The sequence below is a fragment of the Cellulomonas cellasea genome, assembly GCF_030372105.1.
Taxonomy (GTDB): Bacteria; Actinomycetota; Actinomycetes; order Actinomycetales; family Cellulomonadaceae; genus Cellulomonas_A; species Cellulomonas_A cellasea_A.
The window spans coordinates 102,264-128,823 of record NZ_JAUDBQ010000007.1; the positions used below are offsets into that span (position 1 = coordinate 102,264).

A 26,560-nucleotide genomic window follows, 5' to 3' on the forward strand; every position below is an offset into this window, starting at 1 on the left:
CCCTCTGCTCCGCCGGGGCGGACTCTCAGTAGATGTTCTTGTGCTCTCGGTAGTCGCGCCACACGTTCTCGAAGAAGTCGTCGTCCTCGGGGATGGGCCGCACGGGACGCCAGCGGAACAGCGCATGCCCGGCCTGGTCCTTGGGCTCCCGCGCCAGGCCGCCCGGCGCCCACGATGTCGCACGCCCGCCCACGCCGTCGTCGGGTATGTCGCCGTCGGGGCCCGCATCCCCCGGCGGACGCCATGCCGCCTCCTGCACCTCGCCGTCCAGCGCGCCGCCGTCGAGCCGGAACCGGAACACCTCCGGCAGGTCCAGCTCGCGCTCGGCGTCCGGCCCGTGCCCGACGCGCGGCAACGACCCGGCGGCGTCGGTGTACAGCACGGACCCGCGTGAGCGGCCGCCGTGGTCCAGGTAGTCGGCCATCGCCGACAGGTACACGTAGGCGGTGGTGAGGATGTCCCGCACCAGGAAGGTGCGGTTCACAGCCCGCCGCGACCCGGCGTCGGCGGCGACCAGGTCCTCATAGCCGGACAGCCACTCGTGCACCTGGACGAGCGCCTCATGCAGGGACTCCGCCGAGCGGACGGGGCCCGCCTTGGCGCTCATCAGCTCGCCGACGGCGCGGAGCAGCTCGCCGGTGTTGTCCGGCTCGCCCGCGGCCGTGCGGGCGGTGGCGCGCTCGACGAGCCCGCGCGCGGCGGAGAGCACGGGCGCGGCGACGGCGGCGAACTCGTCGACGTCGAGGGGCGCGTGACCGCGGGTGGCGGCGATGAACTGGGCGGCCCGGGTGGCCCCGACCTGCCCGCTGTTGAGCGCCGCGCCGCCCGGCCGGTACACGCCGTGCGCGCCACCGGCCTCGCCGACGGGGAAGAACCCGGTGACGTTGGACTGCCACCACGCGTCGACCTGCAGGCCGCCGTTGTTGTGCTGCGCGCACACGTCCACCTCGAGCAGCTCCCGCTCCAGGTCCACGTATGGGTTCTTGTTCAGGTAGAACTCGTAGGCGGGGGCATTCATCCGGCGCAGCCGCTCGATAGGGGTGCCGAACAGGACGCCCGCGCGGTCCAGGTAGTCGAAGGCCTCGGGGGACAGCGCCGAGGGGTCGAGCTCGTCCCGCACCGGGTTGCGGCGGAAGTCGAGGAAGACGCGGCGGCCGCGCAGCACCGTCTCCTGGTAGACGAGCAGGTCGATGAGGGACGAGCCGTCGAGCGCCTTGCGGATGTCGAAGGGCCACTGGTAGCCCTTGAGGAAGATCAGCGAGAGCTGGCGCCCGTAGTCGGGGATGGCGTCGGTGAGGAAATCGCGCTCGTCGCCGCCGTCGGCGTCGGTGGACACGAAACGCGGCAGCACCTGCATGTACGTGCCGGACACGTTCCAGCGGGGCTTGGTCGAGGCCAGCCCGAACTGCCACTCGGTGAGGTTCTTGCCGTGCACGCCCGCGCGGTAGGCGGCCCCGGATGCCCCCCATTGGCCGTTGGGGAACACCCGGGTCGCGTACAGGCCGGCGGGGCCGCCGGTGGCGTAGACGAGGTTGGCGCAGCGGAACAGCAGGAACGGCGACTCGGCGCCGTCATGCGGCACGTCGGTGCGCAGCGCCAGCAGCCCGGCGACCTCGGGCCCGTCGGCGCCGGGATGTGTGAGCACGTCCACCACGCGGCAGTCGTCGAAGACGCGAGTGCCGTTGCGGGCGACCTTCTTCTCGAGCTGCTCCACCATGCTGCGCGACGTGTACGGCCCCACGGACGTGGCGCGTCGGCGGGGGTCGTGGTCCGTCTTGTAGCCGATGAACTCGCCATAGCGGTTCTGCGGGAACGGCACGCCCAACTCGCAGAGTCGCAGGAACCCGCGCGCCGAGAGCGCCGCCTCGGCGAGCGCGTTGTCCCCGTCCATGGCGCCGCCGGAGTGCAGCGTCTGGGCCATCTCCCGCACGGAGTCCCCATCGCCGCCGGAGAGCGTCATCTTGTAGTAGGTCTGCTTGTCGGAGCCCGCGTTGCGGGAGGCCCCGGCGCCGATCTTGTCGGCCACCATCACCAGGTCGCCCTGCCCGAACTCCCAGAGCCGGTCGGCGGCGCAGAATCCCGCGGAGCCGGTGCCCACCACCACGGTGTTCGCGGTGACGACCGGCACGTCGTGGCCACCGATCCGCACGGTCTGCGGCGCGTGGTCCTGCGGCTCGTGCGCGTGGGGCTGGGCGTGGGGGGCGTCGTGGCTCATGGCGGTCCTCCTGGGCTCAGAGAGTGGGGATGTGCATGCCGCCGTCGACGTGGAAGACCTCACCCGTCGAGTAGGGCGTCTGGCCCGCGGCGAGCAGGGCGACGGCGCCGGCGACGTCGGCGGGCCTCCCCCAGCGGGCGATGGGGGCCAGGCCGCCGGCGAGCAGCGCGTCGTATTTGGCGGTGACCCCGACCGTCATGTCGGTGGCGACGACGCCGGGCCGCACCTCGTAGACGACGATGCCCTCGGGCGCGAGCCGCACCGCGAAGAGCTGGGTGGCCATCGCGACGCCCGCCTTGGACACGCAGTACTCGCCGCGGTTGGTGGAGACGGCCGACGCCGAGATCGAGGACATGTTGATGATCGTCGCGACGGGGCGGGCGGTGAGGTCGACGTCGGCGCCGCGCAGCGCGATGACGCGGTTGGCGAAGCCCTGGGTGAGGAAGTACGGGCCGCGCAGGTTGATGCCGAGCACCCGGTCGAAGCTCTCGGGGGTGGCGCTGAGCAGGTCCGCGCGCTCCAGCGGCGCCACGCCGGCGTTGTTGACCAGCACGTCCAACCGGCCCCAGGCGTCGACGGCGTCGTCGAGGTAGCGGGTGTGGTCGTCCGGGTCGGCGACGGAGCCGCGCACGTAGCGGACGGCCTTGTCGTCCTGGGCGTGGGCGCGCAGCTCGTCGAGCAGTTCGGCGGGCTCCTCGCGGGTGGCGAGGATGGAGACGGCGTACCCGTCGGCCAGCAGGCGTTGCGTGATGCCGAGCCCGATGCCCCGGTTGCCCCCCGTGACCAGTGCGACCGGCCGCATCGCCGCCCCTTCCGCTCAAGCGCCGCGAGCCTGGGGCCCGCGGGGTGCGCGGCTGTGCGCACCACGGCGATCGTGCCACGCGGAGCACCGGGTGGGCAAGCGCTTTCCAACCCCGGCAGACGCGGGTGGCCGAAGTCCGTGGACGCGTCGTGGCAGGATCGGCGCATGTCAGGGGCCCGATGAGCGCTGTCCTGACCGCCCTGGGCACGATGGCCGCGATCATCGCCCTCGGCTGGGCGCTCGGCCGGCGCGGCACGCTCGGCGAGCACGCCCCCGCAGTCCTCGCCCGGCTCGTGTTCACCGTCGCCACGCCCTGCCTGCTGTTCGTCACCGTCGCCCACGCCGACCTGCGCCTGCTGCTCTCCCGCTCCGCGCTCACCACCGCGATCAGCACCACCGTGGTGGCGCTGATCGCCATCAGCGTGCTGCGCGGCCTGTGGCGCCGGAATGCCGCCGACGTCACCGTCGGCACGCTCGCGGCCTCCTACGTCAACGCGGGGAACCTGGGGCTGCCCCTCGCGGTGTACCTGCTGGGCGACGCCGTGGCCGTCGTGCCGCCGCTGCTCTACCAGCTGCTCATCCTCGCGCCCGTCGCATTCGCGGTGCTCGACGCGCGAGCCGCCACCGGCGACGACGCCACCGGGTCGGACGGCGTGGCCGTCGCGCCCCGCGAACGCCTCCCGCTCACCCGCATCGCGCGGGACGTCCTGCTGCGCACCGCGCGCAACCCGATCATCGTCGGCGCCCTGTCCGGGCTCGTGGCCGCCACCCTGCCCTGGACCCTGCCCGAGGAGCTGTACAGCCCGTTCGCCCTGGTGGGAGCCGCCGCCGCGCCCCTCGCCCTCGTGACCTTCGGCATGTCGCTGGCCGTCCCCCGCCTGACCCGCGAGCGCGCGCCCCGGCGCGACCTGGTGCTGGCGGTCACGCTGCGCAACGTCGTCAGCCCCGCGCTCGCCTGGCTGGTGGGAACCGCGCTCGGGCTCACCGGCGAGGCGCTGCTGGCGGTCGTCGCGATGGCCGCGCTGCCCACCGCGCAAAACGTGCTGGTCTACGCGATGCAGTACGGCCGGGGCCAGGCGCTCGCGCGGGACGCGGGGTTGGTGACGACCGTGCTCGCGGCGCCCGCGCTGCTGGTGATCACCGCCCTGCTGGGCTGACCGGGGCGTCGGCGGCGTGCCGGAACCGGGCGGCCAGCTCACGTGCGGCTTCCCGGAGCGGCTCGGGCCCGACGATCTCGAGGTCGCAGCCGTGCATGCCCAACGTCGCGGCCAACCCGGCCCACGACCACGAGCCGGTGACGACACGGCACCTGTCCCGGCCGAGCGGCTCGACCACGGCGCGCGGCCCGGACCACGGCGCCACCTGCTCGACGGGGGCGTGCAGCACCGCCTCCCCCACGCACGGCCACTCGCCTGAGGTGAACCGCTCGGCGATGAACGTGGCGATGTCCGGCGCGGGCAGGTCGCGCGGGGTGAAGCGCGGGCCCGTGGGGGTGCGCGGCGTGAGGCGGTCGACGCGGAACGTGCGCCAGTCGTCGCGGCCGAGGTCCCATGCCACGAGGTACCAGCGCCCGTTCCAGGTGACGAGGTGGTGCGGCTCGGCACGGCGCGGCGGAGCGGGCCGACCGTCGGCGTCCTGGCCGTCAGCCTCCTGGCCGCGGGCCGTGTAGTCGAACCGCAGCACCTCGCGAGCCCGCACCGCCGCCCCCACGGCCATCAGGCGGTCGACGTCGACTGTCGCGCGCCCGGCGGCGCCGGGCTTGCCCACGGCGGTGACCTGCAACGCGTCGACGCGGGTGCGGAGCCGGGGCGGCATCACCTGGCGCACGGTGGTGAGGGCGCGCAGGGCCGCCTCGTCGATCCCGTCGATGCCCGTGGCGGCGGTCTGCAGCGCGACGGTGACCGCCACCGCCTGCTCGTCGTCGAAGAGCAGCGGCGGCATGTGCGCGCCCGCGTCGAGCCGGTAGCCGCCGTCGGGCCCCTTGACCGCGCGCACCGGGTAGCCGAGGCCGCGCAGCCGGTCGATGTCGCGCCGCACGGTGCGCGACGTGACGCCCAGGCGCTCCGCGAGCGCGTCGCCCGGCCAGTCCCGGCGGGCCTGCAGCAGCGAGAGCAGCGCCAGCAGCCGGGCGGACGGCGTCGAGGCGTCGATGGTCATGAGCCCAGTATCCGGTCGAGTAGAGGACAGCACCTGTCCGGTACCGGCGGCAGTGTGGGTGGAACCACCAACCGCCCACCCAGGAGCAGCCATGATCCGCACCCGAGGGCTCACCAAGAACTTCACCGTGAGCCGCGCCCACACCGTCCATGCCGTGCGCGGCATCGACCTGGACATCGCCGCCGGCGAGCTCGTCGCCGTGCTGGGCCCCAACGGCGCCGGCAAGACGACGACGATGCGCATGCTCACCACGCTCATCCGCCCCACAGCGGGCTCCGCGCACGTCGCCGGGCTCGACGTCACAGCGCGGCCTGCGGAGGTCCGCCGCCGCATCGGATATGTGGGGCAGGGCAACGGCGCAGGCCACAACCAGCGCGCCCGCGACGAGATCGTCACGCAGGGCGTCATCTACGGGCTCGACCGACGAGCCGCCCGTCAGCGGGCCGCCGACCTGGTCGACGCCCTGGACCTCACGGAGTTCGCGGCCCACAAGGTCTCCGACCTGTCGGGCGGCCAGCGGCGCCGGCTCGACGTGGCCCTCGGGCTCGTGCACGCGCCGCGCCTGCTGTTCCTCGACGAGCCGTCCACCGGGCTCGACCCGCACAACCGCGCCAACTTGTGGGAGCACATCCTGCGGCTGCGCGCCCAGTACGACATGACCATCGCGCTGACCACGCACTACCTCGACGAGGCCGACACGATGGCCGATCGCGTGGTGATCGTGGACCACGGCCAGGTCATCGCCGATGACACCGCGACGGCGCTCAAGCGGGACCTCGCGGGCGACCGCGTCGAGGTGCGCACCCCGCAGGACGGGCTCCTGGGGGCCGCGTCCCAGGTGGCGGCGCTCCTCGAGCGGATCCCCGGGGCCCGCGACGTCGTGGTGGACGGCCACCGGGTCACGGCGCGCGTGGCCGACAGCGCGACAGCCGTGCCGGAGCTCGTCCGCGCCGCCGCGGGGCTCGGCGTCCTGGTCGCCTCCGCCACCGGGATCACGCCGACGCTGGACGACGTCTTCCTCAACCTCACCGGCCGCACCCTGCGCGAGACCCACTCCGACGGCGCCGACACCAGCCCCGCGGACGCCGCGCCCGCCACCACCCACGCACCCACAGACCGCGACGCCCTCGTCGCCGGGAAGGACGCACGATGAGCCGCCTCGACACCGCCTCCCACCCCACCCCGGCCCGCCGCGGGATCATCGGCGACAGCATGATCGTGCTGGTCCGCGAGCTGCGGCCCGTGGTGCGCGAGCCGTTCTCGCTGATCTTCGGCCTGGTCCAGCCGCTCGTCTTCCTCGGGCTGTTCGGCCCGCTCCTGGCGGGCTCCGTCGGCGGGGGCGTCCCGGGCGCCGACGTGTGGCAGTGGTTCGTCCCCGGGATCCTGGTGATGATCACGCTGTTCGGCTGCTCCACCACCGGCGCGAACCTGCAGATGGAGATGCAGACCGGCGCCCATGAGCGGCTCCTGGTCACCCCGCTGTCCCGCTCCTCGCAGCTCACCGGCCGCTCGCTCAAGGAGATGGCCCCGCTCGTGGTGCAGGCCCTCATCGTGGTGCTGGTGATGATCCCGTTCGGCTTCGCGCCGAACCCCGCCGGCGCGGCCCTGGGCCTCGCGCTGCTGGCGGTGCTCGGCGTCGGGCTCGGGTCGCTGAGCTACGCGCTCGCGCTGGCCGTCCGCAAGCAGGAGTGGATGTTCTGGGCCGTGCAGCAGACGGTGCTGTTCCCGGCGATGATCCTCTCCGGCCTCCTGCTCCCCCTGGACACCGGCCCCCGCTGGATGCAGGTCGCCGCGCTGGCCAACCCGCTGACGTACGTGGTCGACGCGGAGCGCTCGCTGTTCGCCGGGGACATCCTCAGCTCCACGGCGGCGTGGGGCGCCGTGGCCGCGCTGCTGACCGCAGTGCTCGGCCTCGCTGTGGGGATCCGCGCCATCCACCGCAGCACCGACTGAGCCGTTCCCCGCCCGCCGGGGCCTGGCGCGTCGGCGGGCGGATGATGTGCGTCGCAGGCTGGCCTGGCACGATCAGCGTGTGAACGATGACGCTCGCGACGCACGCGCACCAGAGGGCGGGATCCCCGCACGGGTCAGGGCCGCCCTCTCCTCGCTGCCCAGACCTGTGCGCTGGGTCGCGGTCGCCGTGGTCGGGGTGACGCTGGTCCTGGCCGGGATCGCGATGCTGGTGCTCCCCGGGCCGGGGTGGGTCGCGATCTTCGCCGGGTTGGCGGTGCTCGCCGCGGAGTTCACCTGGGCGGCGAAGCTGCTGGGCCGGATGAACTCCGTCGCCCTGCGGCTGTGGCACATGGTGCTGGGCTGGTTCGGGCGCAGGCCCGCGCCCCAGCCGGAGCCGGGGCCCGACGCCGCCGAGCCCGACGCCTCTGGCCCCAACGCGATCACCGGGCGCGACACCACCCCCTAGCCGGGGCGGCTCGCGCGTCACTTGCCGCGCAGCCCGATCGGGTTCCCGTCGGCGTCCGCCAGCACGCAGACCCGCGCCTCGGGCGCCACCTGCGTCGGGGCGGACCGCTCCGTGGCGCCCGCGGCGAGCAGTGTCGCGCGCGCGGCGTCGAGGTCCTCGACGTCGACGTACGCCACGGGCCCGCCCGTCGGGTCGCCCGGCGCCAGGCTGACCTCGAAGCCGCCCACGTTGTAGCCGACGTAGTACGGCTGATCGGTGTGCGGCGTGCCGAGCAGCGCGCCGTAGACGGATTTCGCGGCGTCCAGGTCGGACACCGTGACCACCAGGCTGCGGATGGCTGGGCTCATGCTCTTCTCCTCCGGGCGCTGCGGGGACCGTTCCAGCGAGCGTATCCACCCGGCCCGGCGCCCACCGGTCGGCGAGAGGCCCGGCCGGTCACCTCGCCGCAGTGGCCTCCAGTTCCTCGGTGTGGACGGCTGTGGGCACGAGCCGGCCCCGCAGCACGGCCACCACCACGGCGACCGCGAGCGCGCAGGCGACCACCACGAGCAGAGACGCGCGCAGGCTGACCGCATGGGCGACGCCGCCGATGAACGGCGGCGCGATGAGCTGGGCGGGCCATGCCCCGAGCGCCACCAGCGCGACCCCGCGGCCCGGCGGCAGCCCGGGGAGCCCGCCCGCCAGGCTGTAGATCGTCGGGACGATCGACGACAGCCCCAGCCCGGCGATCGCGAACCCGGCGATGGCGCCCGCGGTGGTGTGCGTGGCCAGGGCCAGGCCCACTCCGGCGGCCGCGACCACCCCGCTGCCGACGAGCATGCGCACGGTGCCGACCCGGAACCGCACCCGGTCGCCGAAGAGGCGGCCGACCACCATCGCCAGCGCGAAGCCGGCATACGTGGCGGCGGGCCAGGCGCCGAGGGCGCCCACCGACTCGCGCGTGTAGATCGCGCTCCAGTTCGCCGAGACGCCCTCGGCGAAGAGGGCCAGGAACGCCATCCCGGCCAGCAGGGCCAGGCCCTGGGTGAGGCGCAGGCGGGCGCTCCCCGCCGACGCTGCCCCGGCCGGCTCGACCGGCAGCCGCCGGGCGGTGAGCCCGAGGCCCACGGCCAGCAACGTGGAGGTGAGGGCGAACTGCTGGAACGGGGACACGTGGGTGGCCGCGGCGCCAGCGCCGAGGAGCGCGCCACCGAGCGCGCCGATGCTGAAGCAGGCGTGGAAGGACGTGAGGATCGGCCGGCCGTAGGCCTTCTCGACGGCGACGGCCTGCGCGTTCATCGGCGCCTGCAGCATCCCGATCGCGGCGCCTTGCACCAGCAGCCCCGCGGCGAGCTGCCACGGGTGGCCGGCCAACGCGTTGGCGACGGGCGCCGCCACCACGAACGGCGCCGCGACCAGCGAGAGCCGGCGCGGGCCGACCCGCACGATGAGCGCCGCCACCAGCAGCATCGAGCTGAGCACCCCGATGGCCGAGGCGATGTTGATCGTCCCCCAGGTCGCGTCGTCGGCGCCCAGCGCGGCCTTCACGTCGGGCACCCGCGACGCCCATCCGCCGATCACGAGGCCCGCGAGCGTGAACAGGAACGTCACGCTCCAGCGTGCGTGCCTGAGGCGGGGCTCGATCGGATCGGCGGTGGCCCTGACGGGGGCAGGTGATGGCATGTGCGCAACGTAACCAGCCCGCGACCTGCGAACACGCGTATTTCGCGCAACGGACGGCCGGCCTCGCTCAGCGCTCAGGCGCAGCCACGTCAACCGGTTCGGCGCCGAGGTCGTCCGCGAGCACCTGGTCCCGCCGGGCCAGCGCCGCCCACACGACAGCGCACACCACCAGCGTCAGCGGGAACACCGCGGCGCCCAGCAGGCCCACCCGCAGGCCCGAGCCGCCGTCACCGGGCAGGGCGCCGGCCAGTGAGCCGAGCAGCCCGGCGGAGGCGGCGCTCGCGTCCGCGACGACGCCGGTGACCCACGGGCCCACCGCGCCGCCCAGGTCCCCCATGACGGCCAGCACCGCGAACATCGCGGCGCCGCCGAGCGGGAAGCGCGCGGCGGCCAGGCTGAACGTGCCGGGCCACATCACGCTGACGGCGAGCCCGCACAGCGCGCACGCCGCCAGGCTCACCACGGCGTTGGGCGTCAGCGTGGCGACGAGGTAGCAGACCACCGACAGCGAGCCCGCGCCGATCATCGTGGGCGCCAGCGGGATGCGCGCGCCCCACAGCCCGTAGACGATCCGCCCGATGCCCATGAGCACGGCGAACAGCCCCGGCCCGGCGAGGTCGCCCCACGCCTTCGTGACCCCCAGCGACGTCTCCGCGAAGAACGACGACCACTGCGACATGGTCAGCTCCGCGGCGCCGGCCGTCATCATCAGCACCAGCGCGCACACGAACGCGGGGGCGCCGAACAGCGAGCGCAACGACATCCGGTGCTCCTCGGGCACCGTGGCGGGCAGCGGCACCCGGAGGAACATCGCGAAGTTGATCGCGGGCACCACGGCCCAGATCAGCGGGAGCACCTGCCAGGAGCCGTGGCCGGTCATCGCGAGCACCGCCGTGGTGCCGCCGACGACGGCCACCTGCCCCCAGCAGTAGAAGGAGTGCAGCAGGCTCATCGCGGCGGCCTTGCCCTCCTGCGGGCTGGGCAGCGCGTCGACGACGGGACTGATCATCACCTCGAGCAGCCCGCCGCCGATCGCGTACACGACCACCGCGACGCACAGGCCGATGTACGGCGTCGGGGCGATGGCCGGGGCCACCGACAGCAGCACCAGGCCGAGGACGGCCAGCCCGTGGGCCAGCACGAGCGGGATGCGGTAGCCGATCCGATCGGCGAACCGCACGGCTGCCAGGTCGGTGAGGAGCTGGACGCCGAAGTTCAGCAGCACCAGCCGGCCCAGCATCTCCACCGGCACGTCGTAGGACGTCTGGAAGACGATGAACAGCAGCGGCGCGAGGTTGTTGACGATCGCCTGGGTGACGAATCCCGTGTAGCAGGCGCGGCGGGTCGACGCGTACGTCAGCGGCCGGTCGGCGCGGCCCCTCACCGGAGAGGCGAGACGGGGACGGGGTGGGCGCGCATGGGCACGATGCTATCCAGCGACCTGCGGGTCGACGACCAGGTCAGCGCCGTGATCGGGTCAGCCGACCTCGGGGACGGTGACCGCCTCGCCGTTGACCGTCGCGGTGAACTGGTAGTCCGGCAGGCCCTCGATCGGGACGACGCTGGTGGTGGGCGCCAGGTCGCGGGTGCACGGTCGCGGCTCCGCGCCCGGGTCGTAGGCGGCGGTGATCTGCAGCGTGGTCCGGCGCTCGTCCCACGTGGCGGCGATCGGCAGCTCCGGGCAGGTGGAGCTGCCGAAGGTGGTGACGAGCAGCTTGCCGGGCTGCTCGGCCCGCAGCACGAGCGTGTCGGCGGTGTCGTCCTGGGCCCAGGACTCGGCGATGGTCGTGGGCAACGGCGCGGCCTCCTGCGCTGGGCTCGTGGTCTCGGGGCTCGTGGTCTCGGGGCTGGCAGGCTCAGTGTTGACGGACTCAGTGCTCGTCGGGGCTGGCGACGGCCCGGCGCCGACCTCGACGGCGTCGTCGGGCGCGCACCCGGCCGCCAAGAGCGCCACCGCGAGGGTGGCGGCGGCGATCACCGCCCCGCGGACATGTCCAGACGTCGGCGTCGTCATCACCCTCCCTCTCATCCGGCTCCGACCATGGTGCACCCGCCCACCCCACCCTGGTGAACGCGACACGGCTCGTCGGGGACCGCGGCACGGCGCCCGGCGCGGGGCCGGTCACGGCACGGGGGCCGCCGCCTTGGCCGTCGCTGTGGCCGCGCGCCGGTGGGACCGCCAACCGCCCGCGGCGCTGATATCCGCCTCGAGCCCGGTCACCGCACCCGCGAAGCCGACCACCGAGCTGCCGTCGTCGAGGGTCACGTGGCCGATCGACAGCGGCGCCGCGACGCGGGTGACGAGGCGGCCGAGCGCCGCGACGGACAGCAGCCACTCCTCGCCGGGGAACGAGGAGCCGGCGCCCGGCACGGTGGGGACGACGATGGGCCGGTTCCCGTCCGCGGTGACGTGCATCCGGTAATCGGGGGCGGTGACGACCTCCCGGACGAACCGCGCGCCCAGCAAGTGCAGCTCATGGTTGCGCGCCTCGCCGCTCAGGTGCGCGCCGAACACGACTGTCGGCACCCCGGTGGCGGGGTACAGCGGGGGCTCCTCCCCGGTCAGCCAGCCGGCCAGGTCGAGCGCGACCTGGTCCTCGAAGGCCCGCGTCACGACGCTCACCCCGAACAGCCCCTCGGATGCGGACGCCCCGGCGGGCACCGCGACGGCGGCCAGGTCCAGCAGGTTGACGAAGTTCGTGTAGACGCCGAGCCGGGCGTTCACCGCGATCGGCTCGGCCTGCACGGCGGCGACTGTCGGGTGGCTGGGGGCGGTGGGGGTGAGCAACGCGTCGAAGCCCGCGAGCGCCCCCATCGCCTCGGCGCGCAGCGTGCGCAGCAACTCTTGGTCGCGGACCACCGCGGAGCCGGTGACGTGCGCGGCGGCGGACGTGATGGCCGCGACCGACGGCTCGGCCTGCTCGGGGTGCTCGGCGAGGAACTCCCCGAACGACGCGTGCCGCTCGGCGACGAGGCCGCCCTCGTAGAGCAGCCGCGCGGCCCGCAGGAACGGCGTCAGGTCGATCTCGCCGAGCACCGCGCCCCGGGCCTCGAGCCGCGCGGCGGCGGCGGCGAAGAGCTCGCGCGCCTGCGGCCCGAGCGTCGCCAGGTCCTCGTCCCGGGGGATGGCGACCCGTGGTGCGGGGGGCGCGCCGAGCCGCACGTCGGCCGGCCAGTCGCGCGACGCGGGGTCGAGGGGGCTGGGGCCGGACATGAGCCTGATCGCCTGGGCGGCCAGGGCCAGCGTGGGCGCCAGCACCGTCACGCAGTCGTAGGAGGGGCAGGCGGGGATCACACCGTCCTTGGGCACCAGGCCGTAGGTGGCCTTGATGCCGACGATGCCGTTGAAGGCCGCCGGGACGCGCCCGGACCCGGCGGTGTCTGTGGCAATGGCCAGGTCGACGATGCCGAGGCCCACAGCGGCCCCCGAGCCGGAGCTCGACCCGCCCGCGACCCGCTCGGGGTCCACCGCCGAGCGCACGGCGCCCCGCAGGCTCCGCGCGCCGCTGAGCCCGGTGGCGAACTGGTCCAGGGCCGTCTTGCCCATCACCACGGCGCCCGCGTCCACCAGCCGCCGCACCGCCGTGGCGCTGCGCTCAGGGGTGTGGGCGTAGTCGGGGTGGCCCGCCGTGGTGGGCAGCCCGGCGACGTCCACGTTGTCCTTGACCGCGAGCATCAGCCCCGCCAGCGGCAGATCGGCGCCGGCGGCCAGGCGCGCCTCGACGTCGGCCGCGTCGGCGAGCGCGTCGGCCTCGGGGCGCAGGGCCAGCCACACCTCGGGGCGCCCGACGGCGGCCTCGCGGCGGTACGCCTCGCGCACGCGCTCGGTGGGGGTGGTGGCGCGCAGGGCCGCTGGGCTGGTCGGTGCAGGGTGCATCACAGGCTCCGTCCGTCGGAAGGGAGTGCTGAGGCCTCGAACGGACTGCGCCCCTCGAGGTGGCTGCGGGTGGCGATCAGCAGCGCCTGGGCGGCGCGCTCCACCACCACGTCCTTCGAGGCGCCGACGTGCTCGGTCAGCGCGTCGAGCGCGGCGCGCAGTCGGCCCGCCAGCACCAGCTCGACGATCTCCACGTGCTCGTCGGTGGTGGCGCGCATCCGGTCGGCGGTGAGGTAGTCGTACATCCGCACCGCGCGGATCTTCTGGTTGACCTGCGCGAGCGCGGCGGACAGCGCGGGGTTGCCCGACGACGCGAGCAGCACGGTGTGGAACCGCTCGTCGATGGTGACGAAGCCGGGCGACGGCGCCGGGCGCTCGTCGCGCAGCGCATGCCAGGCCGCGAGCTCCGGCTCGAGCAGTGCGCGGTCATGCTCGAGGGTCGGGTCCTCCACCACCCGGCGGATGCCGTGCGCCTCGATCAGCACGCGCAGCTCGTAGAGCGCCGCCAGCTCCTCGAAGGTCGGGGTGTGCAGGTACAGGCCCCCGGCCCGCTTCTCCACGAGCCCGTCGGCCAGCAGCCGGGCCAGCGCCTCGCGCACCGGGGTCCGCGACACCGCGTACCGCTCCGCGAGGCGCTCCTCGCCGAGCCGCTCCCACGGTGACACCCGCCCGCTCATCAACTCGTCGCGCAGCGCGTCGTACACCGCGTCGCTCCGTGACGGCCGGGCCGTCGCATCCACTGTTGTCCACATGGCTGCATACAGTCGGCCACTCGTGTTTCCGGCGGGGTCGCGAGGAGTGAACGTTGCGTGTCCCCCCGTTTCCGCGGCGTTTCGCAGTGCGCTGACCTGGGCAAACGCGCGCCGATCCACGGACGCTGGGGACGATCGCTGGCGCATGGGCGGCGGCTTCTAGAGTGGAGCCATGACGTCCCCCCACGCCGTGCCCTCCTCCGCCGCGGGCTCACGCGAGGAGTGGCCCGCCCCCGAGGACTACCCGTTCTTCGACGAGGAGCCCCCCTCGGAGGACGAGCCTCCGTACGAGCCATTCGACGGCCCGCCACATGACCACCGCGCTCCGACGTTCGTCACCCCGCCAAGCGCGGCCCGCACCGATGCTGCGGCGCCCGCCGCCCGGGCAGCCGCCGCCCGCACGGCGCCCACGGGCCCGCCGCCCGCGCCGCTCGACGTGCTGCACACCGTCTTCGGCTACGACGCGTTCCGCGGCGACCAGGCCGAGATCATCGACACCGTGGTGCAGGGCGGCGACGCCCTGGTGCTGATGCCCACCGGCGGCGGCAAGTCGCTGTGCTACCAGGTGCCCGCGCTGGTGCGCCCGGGCGTCGGCGTGGTCGTCTCCCCGCTTATCGCGCTCATGCAGGACCAGGTCGACGCGCTGTCCGCGCTGGGCGCCCGCGCCGGGTTCCTCAACTCCACACAGGACGCGGCGCAGCGCCGCGCGGTCGAGGACGCGTTCCTCGCGGGCGAGCTCGACCTGCTGTACCTCGCCCCCGAGCGGCTCAAGGTCCCCTCGACCCTGGACCTGCTGGACCGCGGCGAGATCAGCCTGTTCGCCATCGACGAGGCGCACTGTGTGGCGCAGTGGGGCCACGACTTCCGGCCCGACTACCTGCAGCTGTCGATCTTGCACGAGAGGTGGCCGTCGGTCCCCCGCATCGCGCTGACAGCCACCGCCACCCGCGCCACGCACGCGGAGATCGCGCAGCGCCTGCAGCTCGAGGACGCGCGCCACTTCGTCGCGTCCTTCGACCGCCCGAACATCCAGTACCGGATCGTGTCCAAGGCGAGCCCGCAGCAGCAGCTCCTGGAGCTGCTGCGCACCGAGCACGCGGGCGACGCGGGCATCGTCTACTGCCTGTCCCGGGCGTCGGTGGAGAAGACCGCCGACTTCCTGGTCAAGCAGGGCATCCCCGCGCTGCCATACCACGCGGGCCTCGACGCCCGGGTGCGGGCCCGCAACCAGTCCCGGTTCCTGCGCGAGGACGGCCTGGTCATGGTCGCGACCATCGCGTTCGGCATGGGCATCGACAAGCCCGACGTGCGGTTCGTGGCCCACCTCGACCTGCCGAAGTCCGTCGAGGGCTACTACCAGGAGACGGGCCGCGCCGGACGCGACGGGCTGCCCGCCACCGCGTGGCTCGCCTACGGCCTGCAGGATGTGGTGCAGCAGCGCCGCATGATCGACACGTCCGAGGGCGACGCCGCGCACCGCCGCCGCCTCAGCCAGCACCTGGACGCGATGCTCGCGCTCTGCGAGACGGTGGAGTGCCGGCGCGTGCAGCTCCTCGCGTACTTCGGCCAGGCCAGCGAGCCGTGCGGCAACTGCGACACCTGCCTGACGCCGCCAGAGGGCTGGGACGGCACCCGCGCCGCCCAGATGATCCTGTCCACCGTGCTGCGCCTGGACCGCGAGCGCCGGCAGCGGTTCGGCGCCGGGCACGTCATCGACATCCTGCTCGGCAAGCAGACCCCGCGCACCGCCCAGCACGGCCACGACCAGTTGAGCGTGTTCGGCGTCGGCACGGAGCTCTCCGAGGCCGAGTGGCGCGGCGTGGTGCGCCAGCTCCTGGCGCAGGGACTGCTGGGGGTCACCAGCGACGGCTACGGCACCCTGGTGCTGACCGACGCGAGCGCCGAGGTGCTGGGCGGGCAGCGCCAGGTGCGGCTGCGCCGGGAGACGGCCCGCGCCAAGGCCCCCCGGCAGAGCGCCCGCCGGGGCAAGTCCGCCGCCACCGTGGACCTGGCCCCCGAGGATGTCGAGACCTTCGAGAAGCTGCGCGCCTGGCGTGCGGGCGCCGCGAAGGAGGCCGGGGTCCCCGCGTACGTGATCTTCCACGACGCGACGCTCCGCGAGATCGCCACTCGGCGCCCGACGACGACCACCGAGCTGGGCTCCGTCTCGGGCGTCGGCGCCGCGAAGCTCGACAAGTACGGCGAGCAGGTCATCGCGACGCTCGGCGCCGACGCGGGCTAAACCGCCGGTCGGCGCGGGCTGTCTCGCGCCGACCGGCGGGCGCCGGCCGCTCAGGTCACCGGCCCAGCCTCACCAGGTGCTGTCCGAGCGGATGACCACGTCCGAGCCGCCGTCCACGAACACGACCTGCCCGCACAGGTGCGTGTTCTCCTCCCCCACCAGCCACGCGAGGAGCCTGGCGGGGACGTCGGGCGTCATGTACCCGCCGAGCGGCATCGGCACCTGGGCGGCGAGAGCCTCACGGGCCGCCTCGGTGGTGAGCAGGTCCTGCGTCATCGGCGTGACGACGATCCCCGGGCCGATGGCGTTGAGCGGGATCCCGGCGCCGGCCCACTCGGGGGTCGGCGCGTTGCGGCGCAGCCAGCGGCACAGCGCGACCTTCGAGCTCGCGTACACGAGGTGCCCCTGGTCGGCGCTCACCAGCTCGGCGGCGCGGGCGAGTGCCTTCGCCTCGTCGCCCGCGAGCATCGCGTCGACGAGCACCTCGTCGCAGGGGTGCAGGCTCGCCATCGAGCTCGTGGCGGCCGCGCGGGGCGCCGGCGACCCGGCGAGCAGCGGGCGCAGCCCGTCGAGCGTCGCCAGGGCGCCGAAGTAGTTGACGGCGACGGTGGCCGGCAACGGGAGCGCGAGCCCCGCATTCGCCACGATCGCGTCGATCCGGCCGTCGCTGAGGGCGCTGACCTGCTCGACCAGGTCGGCGCGGCCCGCCACGGTGGTGAGGTCGACCTCGACGTCGGCGTCGTGGAGGTCGACCCCGATCACGCGCTCACCGCGCGCTTCGAGGACCTGTCGGGTGGCCTGGCCGATGCCGGAGGCCGATCCCGTGATGACGACAGTGCGCATCTGAACTCCCTCGACGGGGGCCCGGCGCCGTTGCCGGGCCATCGCTCCTCACGCTACGGAGCACCCCGTCGGGCCGCCCTGGACCTTTGTCCCGGGAATCCCCGGGGAAGTTCCAGGCGCGGTCACCAGGTGCTGTCGCCGCGCATCACCACGTCGGTGCCGCCGTCGATGAAGATCACCTGGCCGCACAGGTGCGTGTTCTCCGGGCTGACCAGCCAGGCGAACAGCGACGCCGCGGACTCCGCGGGCATGTAGCCGTTGAGCGGCATGGGCACGAACGACGAGACGGACTCGCGGCCCTGCTCGGTGCCGAGCATGTCGGCGGTCATCGCGGTGAGGACCACCCCGGGGGCGATGGCGTTGAGCGGGATCCCGGCGCCGGCCCACTCGGGGGTCGGAGCGTTGCGGCGCAGCCACCGGCTGAGCGCGTTCTTGCTGCTCGGGTAGATGAAGTGCTGCGGCCCGCCCTCGACGAGCTCGGTGGCGCGCGCCATCGCGGTGGCCTCGTCGCCGGCGAGCGCGGCCTCGACGAGCTGCGCGTCGGGCTCGCGCAGGCTGGCCATCGAGCTGGTGGTCACGGCGCGCGGCGCGTCGGAGCCGGCGAGGAACGGGCGCAGGCCCTCGAGGGTGGCCACGGCGCCGAAGTAGTTGACGGCCATGGTCAGCGGGATCTCGTGGGAGAGGCCGGCGTTGGCCACGATCCCGTCGATCCGGCCGCCGGTCAGGTCGCCGACGCCCTCGACGAGCGCCGTGCGGCCGGCGGCGGTGCTGAGGTCGACCTCGACGTCGGCGTCACGCAGGTCGACCCCGATCACCTTGTCGCCGCGAGACTCGAGAAGGGCCTTGGTGGCCTTGCCGATCCCCGAGGCGGAACCGGTGACGACGATGGTGCGCATGGTGACTCCTTGACTGCGTGACGCCTGTTATCCCCGGCGTGCGCCGGTGAATGCGACGGTACGCCGGGTCACCGGGAGCCCCGGCCCGCGCCCCCAGCGCGCGCCGGACGGACGGGCATGGCCTCAGGCCCGCGCAGGGCGGCCGACCACGCGCCGATTAGCCGTCTGACCTGCGCGGATGCCCCGGTCAGCCCTGGGCGACGGCGTCGGCGGCGGAGAGCACGGAGCGCAGCACCGTGAGGTACGTCTCCCTCGCCTCCCGGCGGACGCTGCGGCCCGCCCCGGGCACCTGCACGCAGGTGAGCTGGGCGCCCAACAGCGACTCCGCGCGCGCCAGGTCCTCGGGCTCCACCAGCGAGCCGAGCCGCGGCTCGCCGGCCAGCACCGTCACCGGCACCCGGATCGAGCCGAGCGCGCCCACCCAGTCCCGGCCGTACCACTTCTGCGCACGGGCGGCGAGCTTCTGGTCGACGCGCTGCTTGGCGTGCACCCAGGGCAGCAGCTCGTCCTCGGGCCAGTTCGGGTGCTCGGCGCGGGCGCGCTCGAGCAGCGTCGCCTCGTCGGCGCCCGCGAAGGACTCCAGGTAGGACGGCAGGAACGCCGGGACGCCGTCGGGAGTCGTGGCCTCGACGCGCCAGGCCGGATCCTCGAGCACGAGCGCGACGAGCAGGCTCGGCTCGGAGAGCGCGACCTCCTCGGCGATGAGCGCGCCGAGGCCGTGGCCGACCACCACGACGGGGCGGCGCACCACCTCGCGCAGCACCGCGATCACGTCGGAGGCGAGGGCGCCCACGGTGAACGGCGCCGGGGACAGCGGGGTGTTGCCGTGCCCGCGGGCGTCGAGGGTGACGACCAGTCGGTCGGCGGCCAGCGGGTCGAGCAGCGGGGCGAAGACCTCGCTGGAGTCGGTGACGCTGTGCAGCAGCAGCACGGGGGTGGTCGGCTGCCCATGCGAGCCGTAGGTGGACCAGGAGATGTCTCCCAGGCGGCCGTAGGCGGTGGTGGGCCCGCGGTTCATCGTGCGGTCCCGTCCACGGCGAGGGGCTCGATGGCGGCGAGCTCCGCGTCGGTGAGCGCGGGCGCCCGCAGTGCCGCGATGTTGTCCTCGAGCTGGGCCACCGAGCTGGCGCCGATGAGCGCGGACGTGACCCGCTGGTCCCGCAGCACCCAGGACAGCGCGAGCTGGGCCAGCGTCTGGCCGCGACCGCGCGCGAGGTCGTCGAGGGCGCGGGCACGTGCGAGGTAGGTCGCGTCGATCCGCTCGGGCTTGAGGAACCGGCCCTGTGCGGCGCGTGAGCCGCTGGGCACCTCGCCGCTGAGGTAGCGGCCGGTGAGCAGGCCCTGGGCCAGCGGGGAGAACACGATCATGCCGATGCCGAGCTCGCCCACCACGTCGAGCAGCGTCTCGCCGTCGCCGCCCTCGGGCTGCTCGATGTGCCGGTTGAACATCGAGTAGCTGGGCTGGTGGATGAGCAGCGGGGCGCCCATCTCCGCGAGCACCCGCTGGGCCTCGCGGGTCTGCGACGGGCTGTAGTTGGAGATGCCGGCGTACAGGGCCTTGCCGCTGGTGACGGCGGTGTGCAGGGCGCCCATCGTCTCCTCGATCGGCGTCGTGGGATCAGGCCGGTGGGAGTAGAAGACGTCCACGTAGTCCAGCCCGAGCCGGGCCAGGGACTGGTCGAGGGAGGCCAGCAGGTACTTGCGGGAGCCGCCGTCGCCATAGGGCCCGGGCCACATGTCGTAGCCCGCCTTGGAGGAGATCACCAGCTCGTCGCGGTAGGGCCGCAGGTCGCGCGCCAGGTGCAGGCCGAAGTTCTGCTCGGCGGAGCCGTAGGGCGGGCCGTAGTTGTTGGCGAGGTCGAAGTGCGTGACGCCGAGGTCGAAGGCGCGCAGCAGCACGTCGCGCTGCGTCTCCAGCGGCGTGCCGTCCCCGAAGTTGTGCCACAGGCCGAGTGACAGCGCGGGCAGGTCGAGCCCGCTGCGGCCGGCGCGCCGGTAGGCCATCGAGTCGTAGCGCTCGTCGGCGGCGCGGTACGGGGACTGCGTGGGCATCGTGATCCTCTCGGGTGCGCTACCGCTGCTCTGCGGGCGCTTCCACCTTACGGCTGGCGGAGGGCCACCCTAGTGCGGGTGCGAGGATCTCCGGGTGACGCATCTGGCATTCTTCGAGCCCCGCATCGCGGGCAACACCGGTAGCGCGATCCGGCTGGTCGCGGCGACTGGGGCGACCTTGCACCTGATCGAGCCGCTGGGCTTCGACCTCTCCGAGCCCAAGCTGCGCCGGGCGGGGCTGGACTACCACGACCTCGCCCACGTGGTGGTGCATCCGGATCTGGAGGCGTTCCTGGCGGCGGCGCCGCAGTCCCGCGTCTTCGCGTTCACCACGCACGCCACCTCGCGGCACACGGATGTGGAGTACCGGGAGGACGACGTGCTGATGTTCGGCCCGGAGCCGACAGGGCTGCCCCCGGAGGTGCTCGCGCACCCGCGGATCACCGGGCAGGTGCGGATCCCGATGCTCGAGGGGCGCCGGTCGTTGAACCTGGCGAACGCCGCCTCGATCGCGGCGTATGAGGCGTGGCGCCAGCGCGACTTCGACGGGGTGCGCTGAGCCGTCCGCCCTAGTCGTGACGACCCGCGAGTGACGAAGGTCTCACGACATCAACAAGTTGCCTGCGGCGACAGTTGCCCACTACAAGCATCGGTGTTAGGTTGCCTCCTGCAACAATCTGAGAGGCGCTTGACCGACTGATGCCCGACCCCCGCCCCACCGAGCTGCCACACCGCCCCCTGGTCACCGCGATCGAGCAACTCGCCCGCGCCCAGCGCGAGTTCGGCGCCCAGCTCGCCCGCGAGACCGGACTACACCGCGCAGCCCTGTCAGTCGTCCGGATCCTCCAACGGCACGGCGAGATGCCCATCGGCGAGATCGCCTGCCACCTGCGCGTGGACCTGTCCGTCGCCAGCCGGCACGTCACAGCGCTGGTCAACGACGGCCTGGCCGAGCGGACCACCCCCTGCACGCCCGGCCTCGACCGCAGGCTCCGCACCGTGCGGCTCACACCCGCCGGCCTCGCGACAGCCACGGCCAGCGCCCAGGCGATCGACCGGCGCGCCGCCGAGGCCTTCGCGGACTGGACGCCCGACGAGCTCGCCTCAGCGGCCGCGCAGATCCGCCGGCTCACCGCGGCGGTCACCACCGTGCACGACGAGGACGCCCGCGCGCCCCACCCGACACCCATCCCCCAGCACAGAACCGAGAACCCCCACAGATGAGTTCACAGCCCACCACGGCGCCCGAGACGACAGCCCTGCCACAGCCCGGCGCCGCGCCCGCGATGACGCCGCGCCAGGTCCTCGAGGCGCTGTCCGGGATCCTCCTGGGCATGTTCGTCTCGGTGCTCGCGACCAGCGTCGTCTCCACGTCGCTGCCCCGCGTCATCAGCGACCTGAACGGCTCGCAGTCGTCCTACACCTGGGTCGTCACCGCGACGCTGCTCACCACCACGATCACCACGCCCATCTGGGGCAAGCTCGCCGACCTGGTCGACCGCAAGATGCTGATCCAGCTCGCGCTGGCCATCTCCGTGCTGTCCTCCGCCGTCGCCGGTCTGTCGATGAGCACCGGGATGCTCATCACCATGCGCGCGTTCCAGGGCATCGGCGCCGGCGGCCTCACCGCGCTGGGCACCGTGCTGATCGCCGACATCATCTCCCCGCGCGAGCGCGGCAAGTACATGGGCCTGATGGGCGGCATCATGGGCCTCGGCATGGTCGGCGGCCCGCTGCTCGGCGGCGTCATCACCGACGGCCCCGGCTGGCGCTGGAACTTCTTCATCGGCCTGCCGTTCGCGATCGCCGCGATCATCGTGCTGCAGCGCACCCTCAAGCTCCCCCCGATGCCCCGGCGCAAGCTGAACATCGACTACGCGGGCGCCACCCTGCTGTCCATCGGCATCGGCGGCCTGCTGCTGTGGGTCACCTTCGCCGGCAGCAAGTTCGACTGGATGTCCTGGCAGACCGCGGCCTTCGTGATCGGCTCCGTGCTCGCCCTCGTGGCCGCCGTGTGGGTCGAGTCCCGCGCCGCCGAGCCGATCATCCCGCTGCACCTGTTCCGCAACCGCACCCTCGTGCTCGCCGTCGTCGCCTCGATCGCCGTGGGCATCGCGATGTTCGGCACCTCGGTGTTCCTCAGCCAGTACATGCAGGTCGCCCGCGGCATGTCCGCCACCGCGTCCGGCCTCATCACCATCCCGCAGATCTTCGGGCTGTTCCTCGCCTCCACGATCAGCGGGCGCATCATCAGCGTCACCGGCAAGTACAAGCGCTACATGATCGCCGGCGCGGTGCTGCTGACCACGGGCTTGGCCCTGATGGGCACCATCCGGCACGACACCGACTTCGTGCTCGTGTGCGTCTACATGTTCGTGCTCGGCAGCGGCCTGGGCATGCTCATGCAGAACCTGGTGCTCGCGACGCAGAACACCCTGGCCATCGACGAGGTCGGCTCCGGCACCTCCACCGTCGCGTTCTTCCGGACGCTCGGCGGCGCGATGGGGGTCTCGGTCCTGGGCGCGGTCCTCGGGAACAAGATCACCTCGCTGCTGACCGACGGCCTCGCCGCGATCGGCGTCGACGTCTCGGCGCTGGGCGGCAGCACGTCGTCCATCCCGAACGTCGCCACCATCCCCGAGCCGATCAAGACGGTGGTCGAGTCCTCCTACGGCGAGGGCGTCGCCTTCCTGTTCATGCTCGCCGTGCCGCTGGCCGTCATCGCCCTCATCGCGGTGTGCTTCCTCAGAGAGGTCCCGCTGGGCGAGCGCTCCGGCATGGAGCTGCGGCTCGCCGAGCAGGCCGAGGCCGAGCTGGCCGCCGGGGCAGAGGTCTCGGCCATGGCCGTGGCCAGCGCCACGCCGACGCCCGCACCCGCGCCCGCGCCCGCGCCCGACCAGCGGGCCCCGCGGGCCTGAGCGAATCCCAGCGGAACTGGGCCGAGGGCGTCTGCCAGCCGGGCAGACGCCCTCGGCGTCTCACCGACAGGCAAGGATGTGTGCCGTGGACACCGACAACGTGCAGCGCGTGGAGCGTGAGCTCGCCCTGCTGCTGCGCCGCGCCAACGCGGCGGCGCCGCGGATCGCCCAGCGCGTGCACCCCGACCTGGAGCCCGCCGCCTACCCGATCCTGGCCCGCATCGGCCAGGTGCCGGGCGTGCGGGGCAGCGAGCTCGCGGAGCACATCGGGGTGGGCCGGGGCACCATGTCCCGCCAGCTCGCCAAGCTGGCCGAACTCGGCCTGATCGAGCGGAGCACCGACCCCGACGACTCGCGCGGCCAGCTCATCGAGCTCACCGACGCGGGCGCCGAACGACTCGCGCGGGCCCGCGTGGCGCGGCGGGACTTCTTCCAGCACGCGTTGCAGGACTGGTCGGGGCCCGACCTCGCGCACCTCGCCGACCAGCTCGCCCGGCTCAACAGCAGCCTGGACGAGGCGCGGCGCAGCCGGGACTGAGCGCGGCCGCCCTCGCGGCACGCGGCCACCAGGATCGGGCAGTCAGCGCGACCAGGTGGTGCGCTGCCGGGCGATGGCCGCGATCGCGTCCACCCGGGGCGGCTCCAGCCGCTCCAGCAGGTTGACGAAAGCGCCCGGCACATCGCTGCGGGCCATCACCAGCACGTCGTCCGGGCGCTGGCCCGGCGCCATGTCGATGATGCCCTGCAGCACGAGAACGGCCCGCACGGTGAGCTGCGACCCCACGGCCGCGCGGAGTAGCGCCTGCACGCGTGCCGCCTCGAGCCGCGCGTCGCGCTGGTAGGCCACCGGCTCGCCGCCGACGGTCATGGTGCGCCGGCGGACCTCGATCTGCTCGCCGGGGTGGGCGCGCTCGGCCACCGTGAAGATGCCGCCGGGGCCGATCAGCAGGTGGTCCACCACGGTGCCCTGACGCCCCAGCGGGACGCCGTGCACCACGTGCCACCCCGCGGCGGTCAGCCCGTCGAGCCGGGTGCGGATCGAGGAGGCGCGGGTGCGGACGCCGGGCTCGTAGACGTCGCCGTCCAGACGGCGCAGGTCCTCGAGGTCCTCGAGCACGCCTTCGAGCTGGTACGGCAGGACGAGCTCGGTGACATCGGAGCGCAGATACGCCTGCGCGGCGCGGCGCACGCCCTCCTCGAGGACGGGTTCGTCGACGATCACCTCGCCGGACTGCAAATCGACGCATCCGACCCTCGCGCCGGACTCGGCCGTGACGTACAGGCGGTCGGCGCCATAGCGCCGCCATCTCCGCACGATCAGGGCCTCGTTCACCAGATCATTATCGGCACGCCCAGGCCCGGACTGAACCAACTCGACGTGTCCGGCGCCGTGGGAGCCGCGACCACCGGCGTGTCCCGCCACGGCACGCCGGAGCACGCCGAGACGGCGCCCGCCGAACTGGACACACCGCTGTGCACAGCGCTGTGCACAGTCGGCGCGCACGGCCCCTCGGGGCCGGCGCGCACGACGCGGGTCAGCCCTCGGCGCCGCTCGACGGCTCGAAGGCCAGGCTCACCGAGTTCATGCAGTAGCGGTCGCCCGTGGGCGTCTGCGGGGCGTCGTCGAACACGTGGCCCAGGTGCGAGCCGCAGCGGGCGCAGCGGACCTCGGTGCGGGTCATGCCCAGGCTGCGGTCCTCGATGAGCTCGACCTTGTCACCCGCGAGCGGGGAGAAGAAGCTGGGCCACCCGCAGTGCGAGTCGAACTTGGTGTCCGAGCGGAACAGCTCCTGGCCGCAGGCGCGACAGCGGTAGACGCCCTCGCGCTTCTCATCGAGCAGCTCCCCCGTCCACGGGCGCTCGGTGCCCGCCAAGCGCAGCACCTGGAACTCGGCCGGGTCCAGCTCGGCCCTCCACTGCGCGTCGTCCTTGCTGACCTCGTAGACCCTGCCCGTGTCGTTCGCCATGTCCGGTCCAACCGCGTGCGCGGCCCGCGCATTCCGGGCCCGGACGCACAAGAGCCTGCCCCGGCGGGGCGCGACGGCCCCTGCCGAGGCAGGCTCTGGGAGTGCTGGGGTCAGCGCGAGCGACGGCGACCCGAGGCGGCGCCCATCGACATCGCCACGGCGCCGCCACGGCCCGTGGAGCCGCTGCCCGGCGTCGCGGTGGAGTGCACCGCACGCGAGCCGCCCGTGGCGGACCGCTGCGGGGCGGCCGAGGAGCCACGCCCACGGCCGCGCGCGCCACCCTGGCCGCCGGCGCTGGAGCCGGAGCCCTGCTGGCCGCCGCCCTGCCCGGCGCCACCGGAGCGGCCGCGGCCACCACGGCGACGCGACGGGCCGCCCGCCGCGCCGTCACGCGACGGCGCGCCGCCCCGACGGCCGGCCTCGGCCACCGCGACGGGGGCGGGCTCGACATGCGGCGCCACCTCGCCGACCAGGCGGGCCACCAGGGCCGAGCCGGGACGGACCTGCTGCGGCTGGACGGTGATCTTCGCCAGGCGGGTCAGCGTGCGGACGTCGCCGGCCTGCTCGGGGAGCATGACCGTGACGACGTCGCCGCCCTCGCCGGCGCGGGCGGTGCGGCCCGAGCGGTGCAGGTACGCCTTGTGCTCGGCCGGCGGGTCCACGTGCACCACGAGCTCGATGTGGTCGACGTGGATGCCGCGCGCCGCGATGTCCGTGGCGACGAGCACCTTGACCGAGCCCGAGGAGAACGCCTCGAGGTTGCGCTCACGCGCCGGCTGGCTGAGGTTGCCGTGCAGGTCCACCGCGGGGATGCCCGTCGCGGTCAGCGCCTTGGCGAGCTTCTTGGCCTGGTGCTTGGTGCGCGTGAACAGCACCCGGCGGCCGGTGCCGGAGGCCAGCTCGTTGATCACCAGGCGCTTGGACTCGGCGTCCGAGACCGCCAGCACGTGGTGGGTCATCTTCGCGACGGGCGACTCGGCGGAGTCCACCGAGTGCGTCAGCGGGTTGTGCAGGTAGCGCTTGACGATCTGGTCGACGCCGTTGTCCAGCGTCGCGGAGAACAGCATCCGCTGGCCGTTCTTCGGCGTCTGGTCCATCAGGCGCTTCACGCCGGGCAGGAAGCCCAGGTCGGCCATGTGGTCGGCCTCGTCGAGCACCGTGATCTCGACGCCCTCGAGCGTGACCAGGCGCTGCTTGATGAGGTCCTCCAGGCGGCCGGGGCACGCCACGAGGATGTCGATGCCGCCGTTGAGGGCGCTGACCTGGCGGTTCTGCGAGACGCCGCCGAACACGGTGGTCAGGCTCAGGCGCTCGGCGCGGGCCAGCGGCTCCAGCGTCGCGGCGATCTGGGTGGCCAGCTCACGGGTGGGGGCCAGCACCAGGCCACGCGGGCGGGCCGGGCGCCGGGCGCCGGTGGAGGCGGCCAAGCGCGCCACCATCGGCAGCGAGAACGCGAGGGTCTTGCCGGAGCCGGTGCGGCCCCGTCCGAGCACGTCCCGACCCGAGAGGGTGTCGGGCAGCGTGGCCGTCTGGATGGGGAACGGAGCGGTGATGCCCTGCGCTGTGAGCGCGGCAGTCAGGGTCTCGGGCACACCGAGGGCAGAGAAGGAAGACATGAAGAGAGGCGCCTTTCCGGCGGTTGGGAACGGTCGGGGCTCGCGGCGGCTTGCGGGTTGGCCCCGCCGGTGCTCCACGACGTCGGACGCGCTCGAATCCGCGCATCTACATGTCCATTGTGCCTCACTCGCGCACATCGCC

Annotated in this window: 25 protein-coding genes; 9 read left to right on the forward strand and 16 right to left on the reverse strand. The window is 73.8% G+C overall.

Annotated features, from left to right (window positions below):
- Nucleotides 1-25: 25 nt before the first annotated feature.
- Both QUV83_RS08640 and QUV83_RS08645 read right to left on the reverse strand, forming a co-directional pair.
- Entirely contained in the window at nt 26-2,215 is a 2,190-nt protein-coding gene (locus QUV83_RS08640) for an FAD-binding protein (protein WP_289563901.1), read from the reverse strand.
- A 16-nt stretch (nt 2,216-2,231) separates the two neighbouring features.
- Nucleotides 2,232-3,017 (reverse strand): 3-ketoacyl-ACP reductase, encoded by a 786-nt coding sequence (locus QUV83_RS08645; RefSeq protein WP_289563903.1) that lies wholly within the window; start codon nt 3,015-3,017, stop codon nt 2,232-2,234.
- A gap of 179 nt (nt 3,018-3,196) precedes the next feature.
- Here QUV83_RS08645 and QUV83_RS08650 point away from each other — a divergent pair, with 179 nt between their 5' ends.
- Nucleotides 3,197-4,174 carry an AEC family transporter gene (locus QUV83_RS08650; protein WP_289563905.1) on the forward strand — a complete coding sequence of 326 codons (978 nt, stop codon included), beginning with the start codon at nt 3,197-3,199 and terminating at the stop codon, nt 4,172-4,174.
- On the opposite strand, the gene QUV83_RS08655 is transcribed toward QUV83_RS08650, so the two are convergent.
- The gene (locus QUV83_RS08655) at nt 4,155-5,174 is read right to left on the reverse strand and encodes a helix-turn-helix transcriptional regulator (RefSeq protein WP_289563907.1); all 1,020 of its coding nucleotides are present in this window, start codon (nt 5,172-5,174) and stop codon (nt 4,155-4,157) included. The genes QUV83_RS08650 and QUV83_RS08655 overlap by 20 nt on opposite strands.
- 91 nt (nt 5,175-5,265) lie before the next feature.
- On the opposite strand from QUV83_RS08655, the gene QUV83_RS08660 reads away from it, so the two are divergent.
- From QUV83_RS08660 to QUV83_RS08670, 3 genes are all read left to right on the forward strand, one after another.
- Nucleotides 5,266-6,327, forward strand: a complete 1,062-nt coding sequence (locus QUV83_RS08660) for an ATP-binding cassette domain-containing protein (protein WP_289563909.1) — start codon at nt 5,266-5,268, stop codon at nt 6,325-6,327.
- Entirely contained in the window at nt 6,324-7,127 is an 804-nt protein-coding gene (locus QUV83_RS08665) for an ABC transporter permease (protein WP_289563911.1), read from the forward strand. Before QUV83_RS08660 ends, QUV83_RS08665 begins: the two co-directional genes overlap by 4 nt.
- A 79-nt stretch (nt 7,128-7,206) precedes the next feature.
- On the forward strand, nt 7,207-7,593 hold the full coding sequence (locus tag QUV83_RS08670; RefSeq protein ID WP_289563913.1) for a PGPGW domain-containing protein: 387 nt from the start codon (nt 7,207-7,209) through the stop codon (nt 7,591-7,593).
- Between the two features lie 17 nt (nt 7,594-7,610).
- Here the strand turns inward: QUV83_RS08670 and QUV83_RS08675 are convergent, their stop codons facing one another.
- The 6 genes from QUV83_RS08675 to QUV83_RS08700 form a co-directional block, all read right to left on the reverse strand.
- Nucleotides 7,611-7,940 (reverse strand): VOC family protein, encoded by a 330-nt coding sequence (locus QUV83_RS08675; RefSeq protein ID WP_289563915.1) that lies wholly within the window; start codon nt 7,938-7,940, stop codon nt 7,611-7,613.
- An 88-nt stretch (nt 7,941-8,028) separates the two neighbouring features.
- Complete coding sequence (locus tag QUV83_RS08680; protein WP_289563917.1) at nt 8,029-9,183, reverse strand: MFS transporter; 1,155 nt, start codon at nt 9,181-9,183, stop codon at nt 8,029-8,031.
- Nucleotides 9,184-9,322: 139 nt separating this feature from the next.
- Nucleotides 9,323-10,639 carry an MFS transporter gene (locus QUV83_RS08685; protein WP_289563919.1) on the reverse strand — a complete coding sequence of 439 codons (1,317 nt, stop codon included), beginning with the start codon at nt 10,637-10,639 and terminating at the stop codon, nt 9,323-9,325.
- Between the two features lie 93 nt (nt 10,640-10,732).
- Nucleotides 10,733-11,269 (reverse strand): hypothetical protein, encoded by a 537-nt coding sequence (locus QUV83_RS08690; RefSeq protein WP_289563920.1) that lies wholly within the window; start codon nt 11,267-11,269, stop codon nt 10,733-10,735.
- A 108-nt stretch (nt 11,270-11,377) separates the two neighbouring features.
- Complete coding sequence (gene atzF, locus QUV83_RS08695) at nt 11,378-13,132, reverse strand: allophanate hydrolase (RefSeq protein ID WP_289563921.1); 1,755 nt, start codon at nt 13,130-13,132, stop codon at nt 11,378-11,380.
- Nucleotides 13,132-13,836, reverse strand: a complete 705-nt coding sequence (locus QUV83_RS08700) for a GntR family transcriptional regulator (RefSeq protein ID WP_289563922.1) — start codon at nt 13,834-13,836, stop codon at nt 13,132-13,134. Before QUV83_RS08700 ends, atzF begins: the two co-directional genes overlap by 1 nt.
- A 220-nt stretch (nt 13,837-14,056) precedes the next feature.
- Between QUV83_RS08700 and recQ the strand changes: the two genes are divergently transcribed.
- Complete coding sequence (recQ, locus tag QUV83_RS08705; protein ID WP_289563923.1) at nt 14,057-16,126, forward strand: DNA helicase RecQ; 2,070 nt, start codon at nt 14,057-14,059, stop codon at nt 16,124-16,126.
- 69 nt (nt 16,127-16,195) lie between these two features.
- On the opposite strand, the gene QUV83_RS08710 is transcribed toward recQ, so the two are convergent.
- The 4 genes from QUV83_RS08710 to QUV83_RS08725 form a co-directional block, all read right to left on the reverse strand.
- The gene (locus tag QUV83_RS08710; protein WP_289563925.1) at nt 16,196-16,969 is read right to left on the reverse strand and encodes an SDR family oxidoreductase; all 774 of its coding nucleotides are present in this window, start codon (nt 16,967-16,969) and stop codon (nt 16,196-16,198) included.
- 122 nt (nt 16,970-17,091) lie between these two features.
- The gene (locus QUV83_RS08715; protein WP_289563927.1) at nt 17,092-17,865 is read right to left on the reverse strand and encodes an SDR family oxidoreductase; all 774 of its coding nucleotides are present in this window, start codon (nt 17,863-17,865) and stop codon (nt 17,092-17,094) included.
- A 187-nt stretch (nt 17,866-18,052) separates the two neighbouring features.
- Nucleotides 18,053-18,883: an alpha/beta fold hydrolase gene (locus tag QUV83_RS08720; protein ID WP_289563928.1), complete on the reverse strand. Its 831-nt coding sequence runs from the start codon at nt 18,881-18,883 to the stop codon at nt 18,053-18,055.
- On the reverse strand, nt 18,880-19,917 hold the full coding sequence (locus QUV83_RS08725; RefSeq protein ID WP_289563929.1) for an aldo/keto reductase: 1,038 nt from the start codon (nt 19,915-19,917) through the stop codon (nt 18,880-18,882). The genes QUV83_RS08720 and QUV83_RS08725 overlap by 4 nt, the downstream gene beginning before the upstream one ends.
- Before the next feature lie 94 nt (nt 19,918-20,011).
- On the opposite strand from QUV83_RS08725, the gene QUV83_RS08730 reads away from it, so the two are divergent.
- The 4 genes from QUV83_RS08730 to QUV83_RS08745 all read left to right on the forward strand — a co-directional run bounded on the left by QUV83_RS08730 (nt 20,012) and on the right by QUV83_RS08745 (nt 23,373).
- The gene (locus QUV83_RS08730; protein WP_289563930.1) at nt 20,012-20,476 is read left to right on the forward strand and encodes a tRNA (cytidine(34)-2'-O)-methyltransferase; all 465 of its coding nucleotides are present in this window, start codon (nt 20,012-20,014) and stop codon (nt 20,474-20,476) included.
- 140 nt (nt 20,477-20,616) lie between these two features.
- Nucleotides 20,617-21,141: a MarR family winged helix-turn-helix transcriptional regulator gene (locus tag QUV83_RS08735; protein WP_289563931.1), complete on the forward strand. Its 525-nt coding sequence runs from the start codon at nt 20,617-20,619 to the stop codon at nt 21,139-21,141.
- Entirely contained in the window at nt 21,138-22,835 is a 1,698-nt protein-coding gene (locus tag QUV83_RS08740) for an MFS transporter (RefSeq protein ID WP_289563933.1), read from the forward strand. The genes QUV83_RS08735 and QUV83_RS08740 overlap by 4 nt, the downstream gene beginning before the upstream one ends.
- 85 nt (nt 22,836-22,920) lie before the next feature.
- A complete protein-coding gene (locus QUV83_RS08745) occupies nt 22,921-23,373 on the forward strand; it encodes a MarR family winged helix-turn-helix transcriptional regulator (RefSeq protein WP_289563934.1) in 453 nt (150 codons plus the stop codon).
- A gap of 42 nt (nt 23,374-23,415) precedes the next feature.
- Here QUV83_RS08745 and QUV83_RS08750 read toward each other — a convergent pair whose 3' ends face one another.
- The 3 genes from QUV83_RS08750 to QUV83_RS08760 form a co-directional block, all read right to left on the reverse strand.
- Nucleotides 23,416-24,168, reverse strand: coding sequence for a nuclease-related domain-containing protein (locus QUV83_RS08750; protein ID WP_289563935.1), 753 nt, complete (start codon nt 24,166-24,168; stop codon nt 23,416-23,418).
- A gap of 202 nt (nt 24,169-24,370) precedes the next feature.
- Nucleotides 24,371-24,802 (reverse strand): peptide-methionine (R)-S-oxide reductase MsrB, encoded by a 432-nt coding sequence (msrB, locus tag QUV83_RS08755; protein WP_289563936.1) that lies wholly within the window; start codon nt 24,800-24,802, stop codon nt 24,371-24,373.
- Between the two features lie 110 nt (nt 24,803-24,912).
- Nucleotides 24,913-26,418, reverse strand: coding sequence for a DEAD/DEAH box helicase (locus QUV83_RS08760; protein WP_289563937.1), 1,506 nt, complete (start codon nt 26,416-26,418; stop codon nt 24,913-24,915).
- Between the last annotated feature and the right edge of the window lie 142 nt (nt 26,419-26,560).

Bases quoted from the DNA above. Each gene is read 5' to 3' on its own strand.
- QUV83_RS08640 (WP_289563901.1), bottom strand. From the start codon at position 2,215: ATGAGCCACGACGCCCCCCACGCCCAGCCCCACGCGCACGAGCCGCAG.
- QUV83_RS08650 (WP_289563905.1), top strand. From the start codon at position 3,197: ATGAGCGCTGTCCTGACCGCCCTGGGCACGATGGCCGCGATCATCGCC.
- QUV83_RS08715 (WP_289563927.1), bottom strand. From the start codon at position 17,865: ATGCGCACCATCGTCGTCACCGGTTCCGCCTCGGGGATCGGCAAGGCC.
- QUV83_RS08645 (WP_289563903.1), bottom strand. From the start codon at position 3,017: ATGCGGCCGGTCGCACTGGTCACGGGGGGCAACCGGGGCATCGGGCTC.
- QUV83_RS08710 (WP_289563925.1), bottom strand. From the start codon at position 16,969: ATGCGCACTGTCGTCATCACGGGATCGGCCTCCGGCATCGGCCAGGCC.
- QUV83_RS08735 (WP_289563931.1), top strand. From the start codon at position 20,617: ATGCCCGACCCCCGCCCCACCGAGCTGCCACACCGCCCCCTGGTCACC.
- QUV83_RS08660 (WP_289563909.1), top strand. From the start codon at position 5,266: ATGATCCGCACCCGAGGGCTCACCAAGAACTTCACCGTGAGCCGCGCC.
- QUV83_RS08665 (WP_289563911.1), top strand. From the start codon at position 6,324: ATGAGCCGCCTCGACACCGCCTCCCACCCCACCCCGGCCCGCCGCGGG.
- QUV83_RS08690 (WP_289563920.1), bottom strand. From the start codon at position 11,269: ATGACGACGCCGACGTCTGGACATGTCCGCGGGGCGGTGATCGCCGCC.
- msrB (WP_289563936.1), bottom strand. From the start codon at position 24,802: ATGGCGAACGACACGGGCAGGGTCTACGAGGTCAGCAAGGACGACGCG.
- recQ (WP_289563923.1), top strand. From the start codon at position 14,057: ATGACGTCCCCCCACGCCGTGCCCTCCTCCGCCGCGGGCTCACGCGAG.
- QUV83_RS08760 (WP_289563937.1), bottom strand. From the start codon at position 26,418: ATGTCTTCCTTCTCTGCCCTCGGTGTGCCCGAGACCCTGACTGCCGCG.
- QUV83_RS08675 (WP_289563915.1), bottom strand. From the start codon at position 7,940: ATGAGCCCAGCCATCCGCAGCCTGGTGGTCACGGTGTCCGACCTGGAC.
- QUV83_RS08720 (WP_289563928.1), bottom strand. From the start codon at position 18,883: ATGAACCGCGGGCCCACCACCGCCTACGGCCGCCTGGGAGACATCTCC.
- QUV83_RS08725 (WP_289563929.1), bottom strand. From the start codon at position 19,917: ATGCCCACGCAGTCCCCGTACCGCGCCGCCGACGAGCGCTACGACTCG.
- QUV83_RS08740 (WP_289563933.1), top strand. From the start codon at position 21,138: ATGAGTTCACAGCCCACCACGGCGCCCGAGACGACAGCCCTGCCACAG.
- QUV83_RS08655 (WP_289563907.1), bottom strand. From the start codon at position 5,174: ATGACCATCGACGCCTCGACGCCGTCCGCCCGGCTGCTGGCGCTGCTC.
- atzF (WP_289563921.1), bottom strand. From the start codon at position 13,132: ATGCACCCTGCACCGACCAGCCCAGCGGCCCTGCGCGCCACCACCCCC.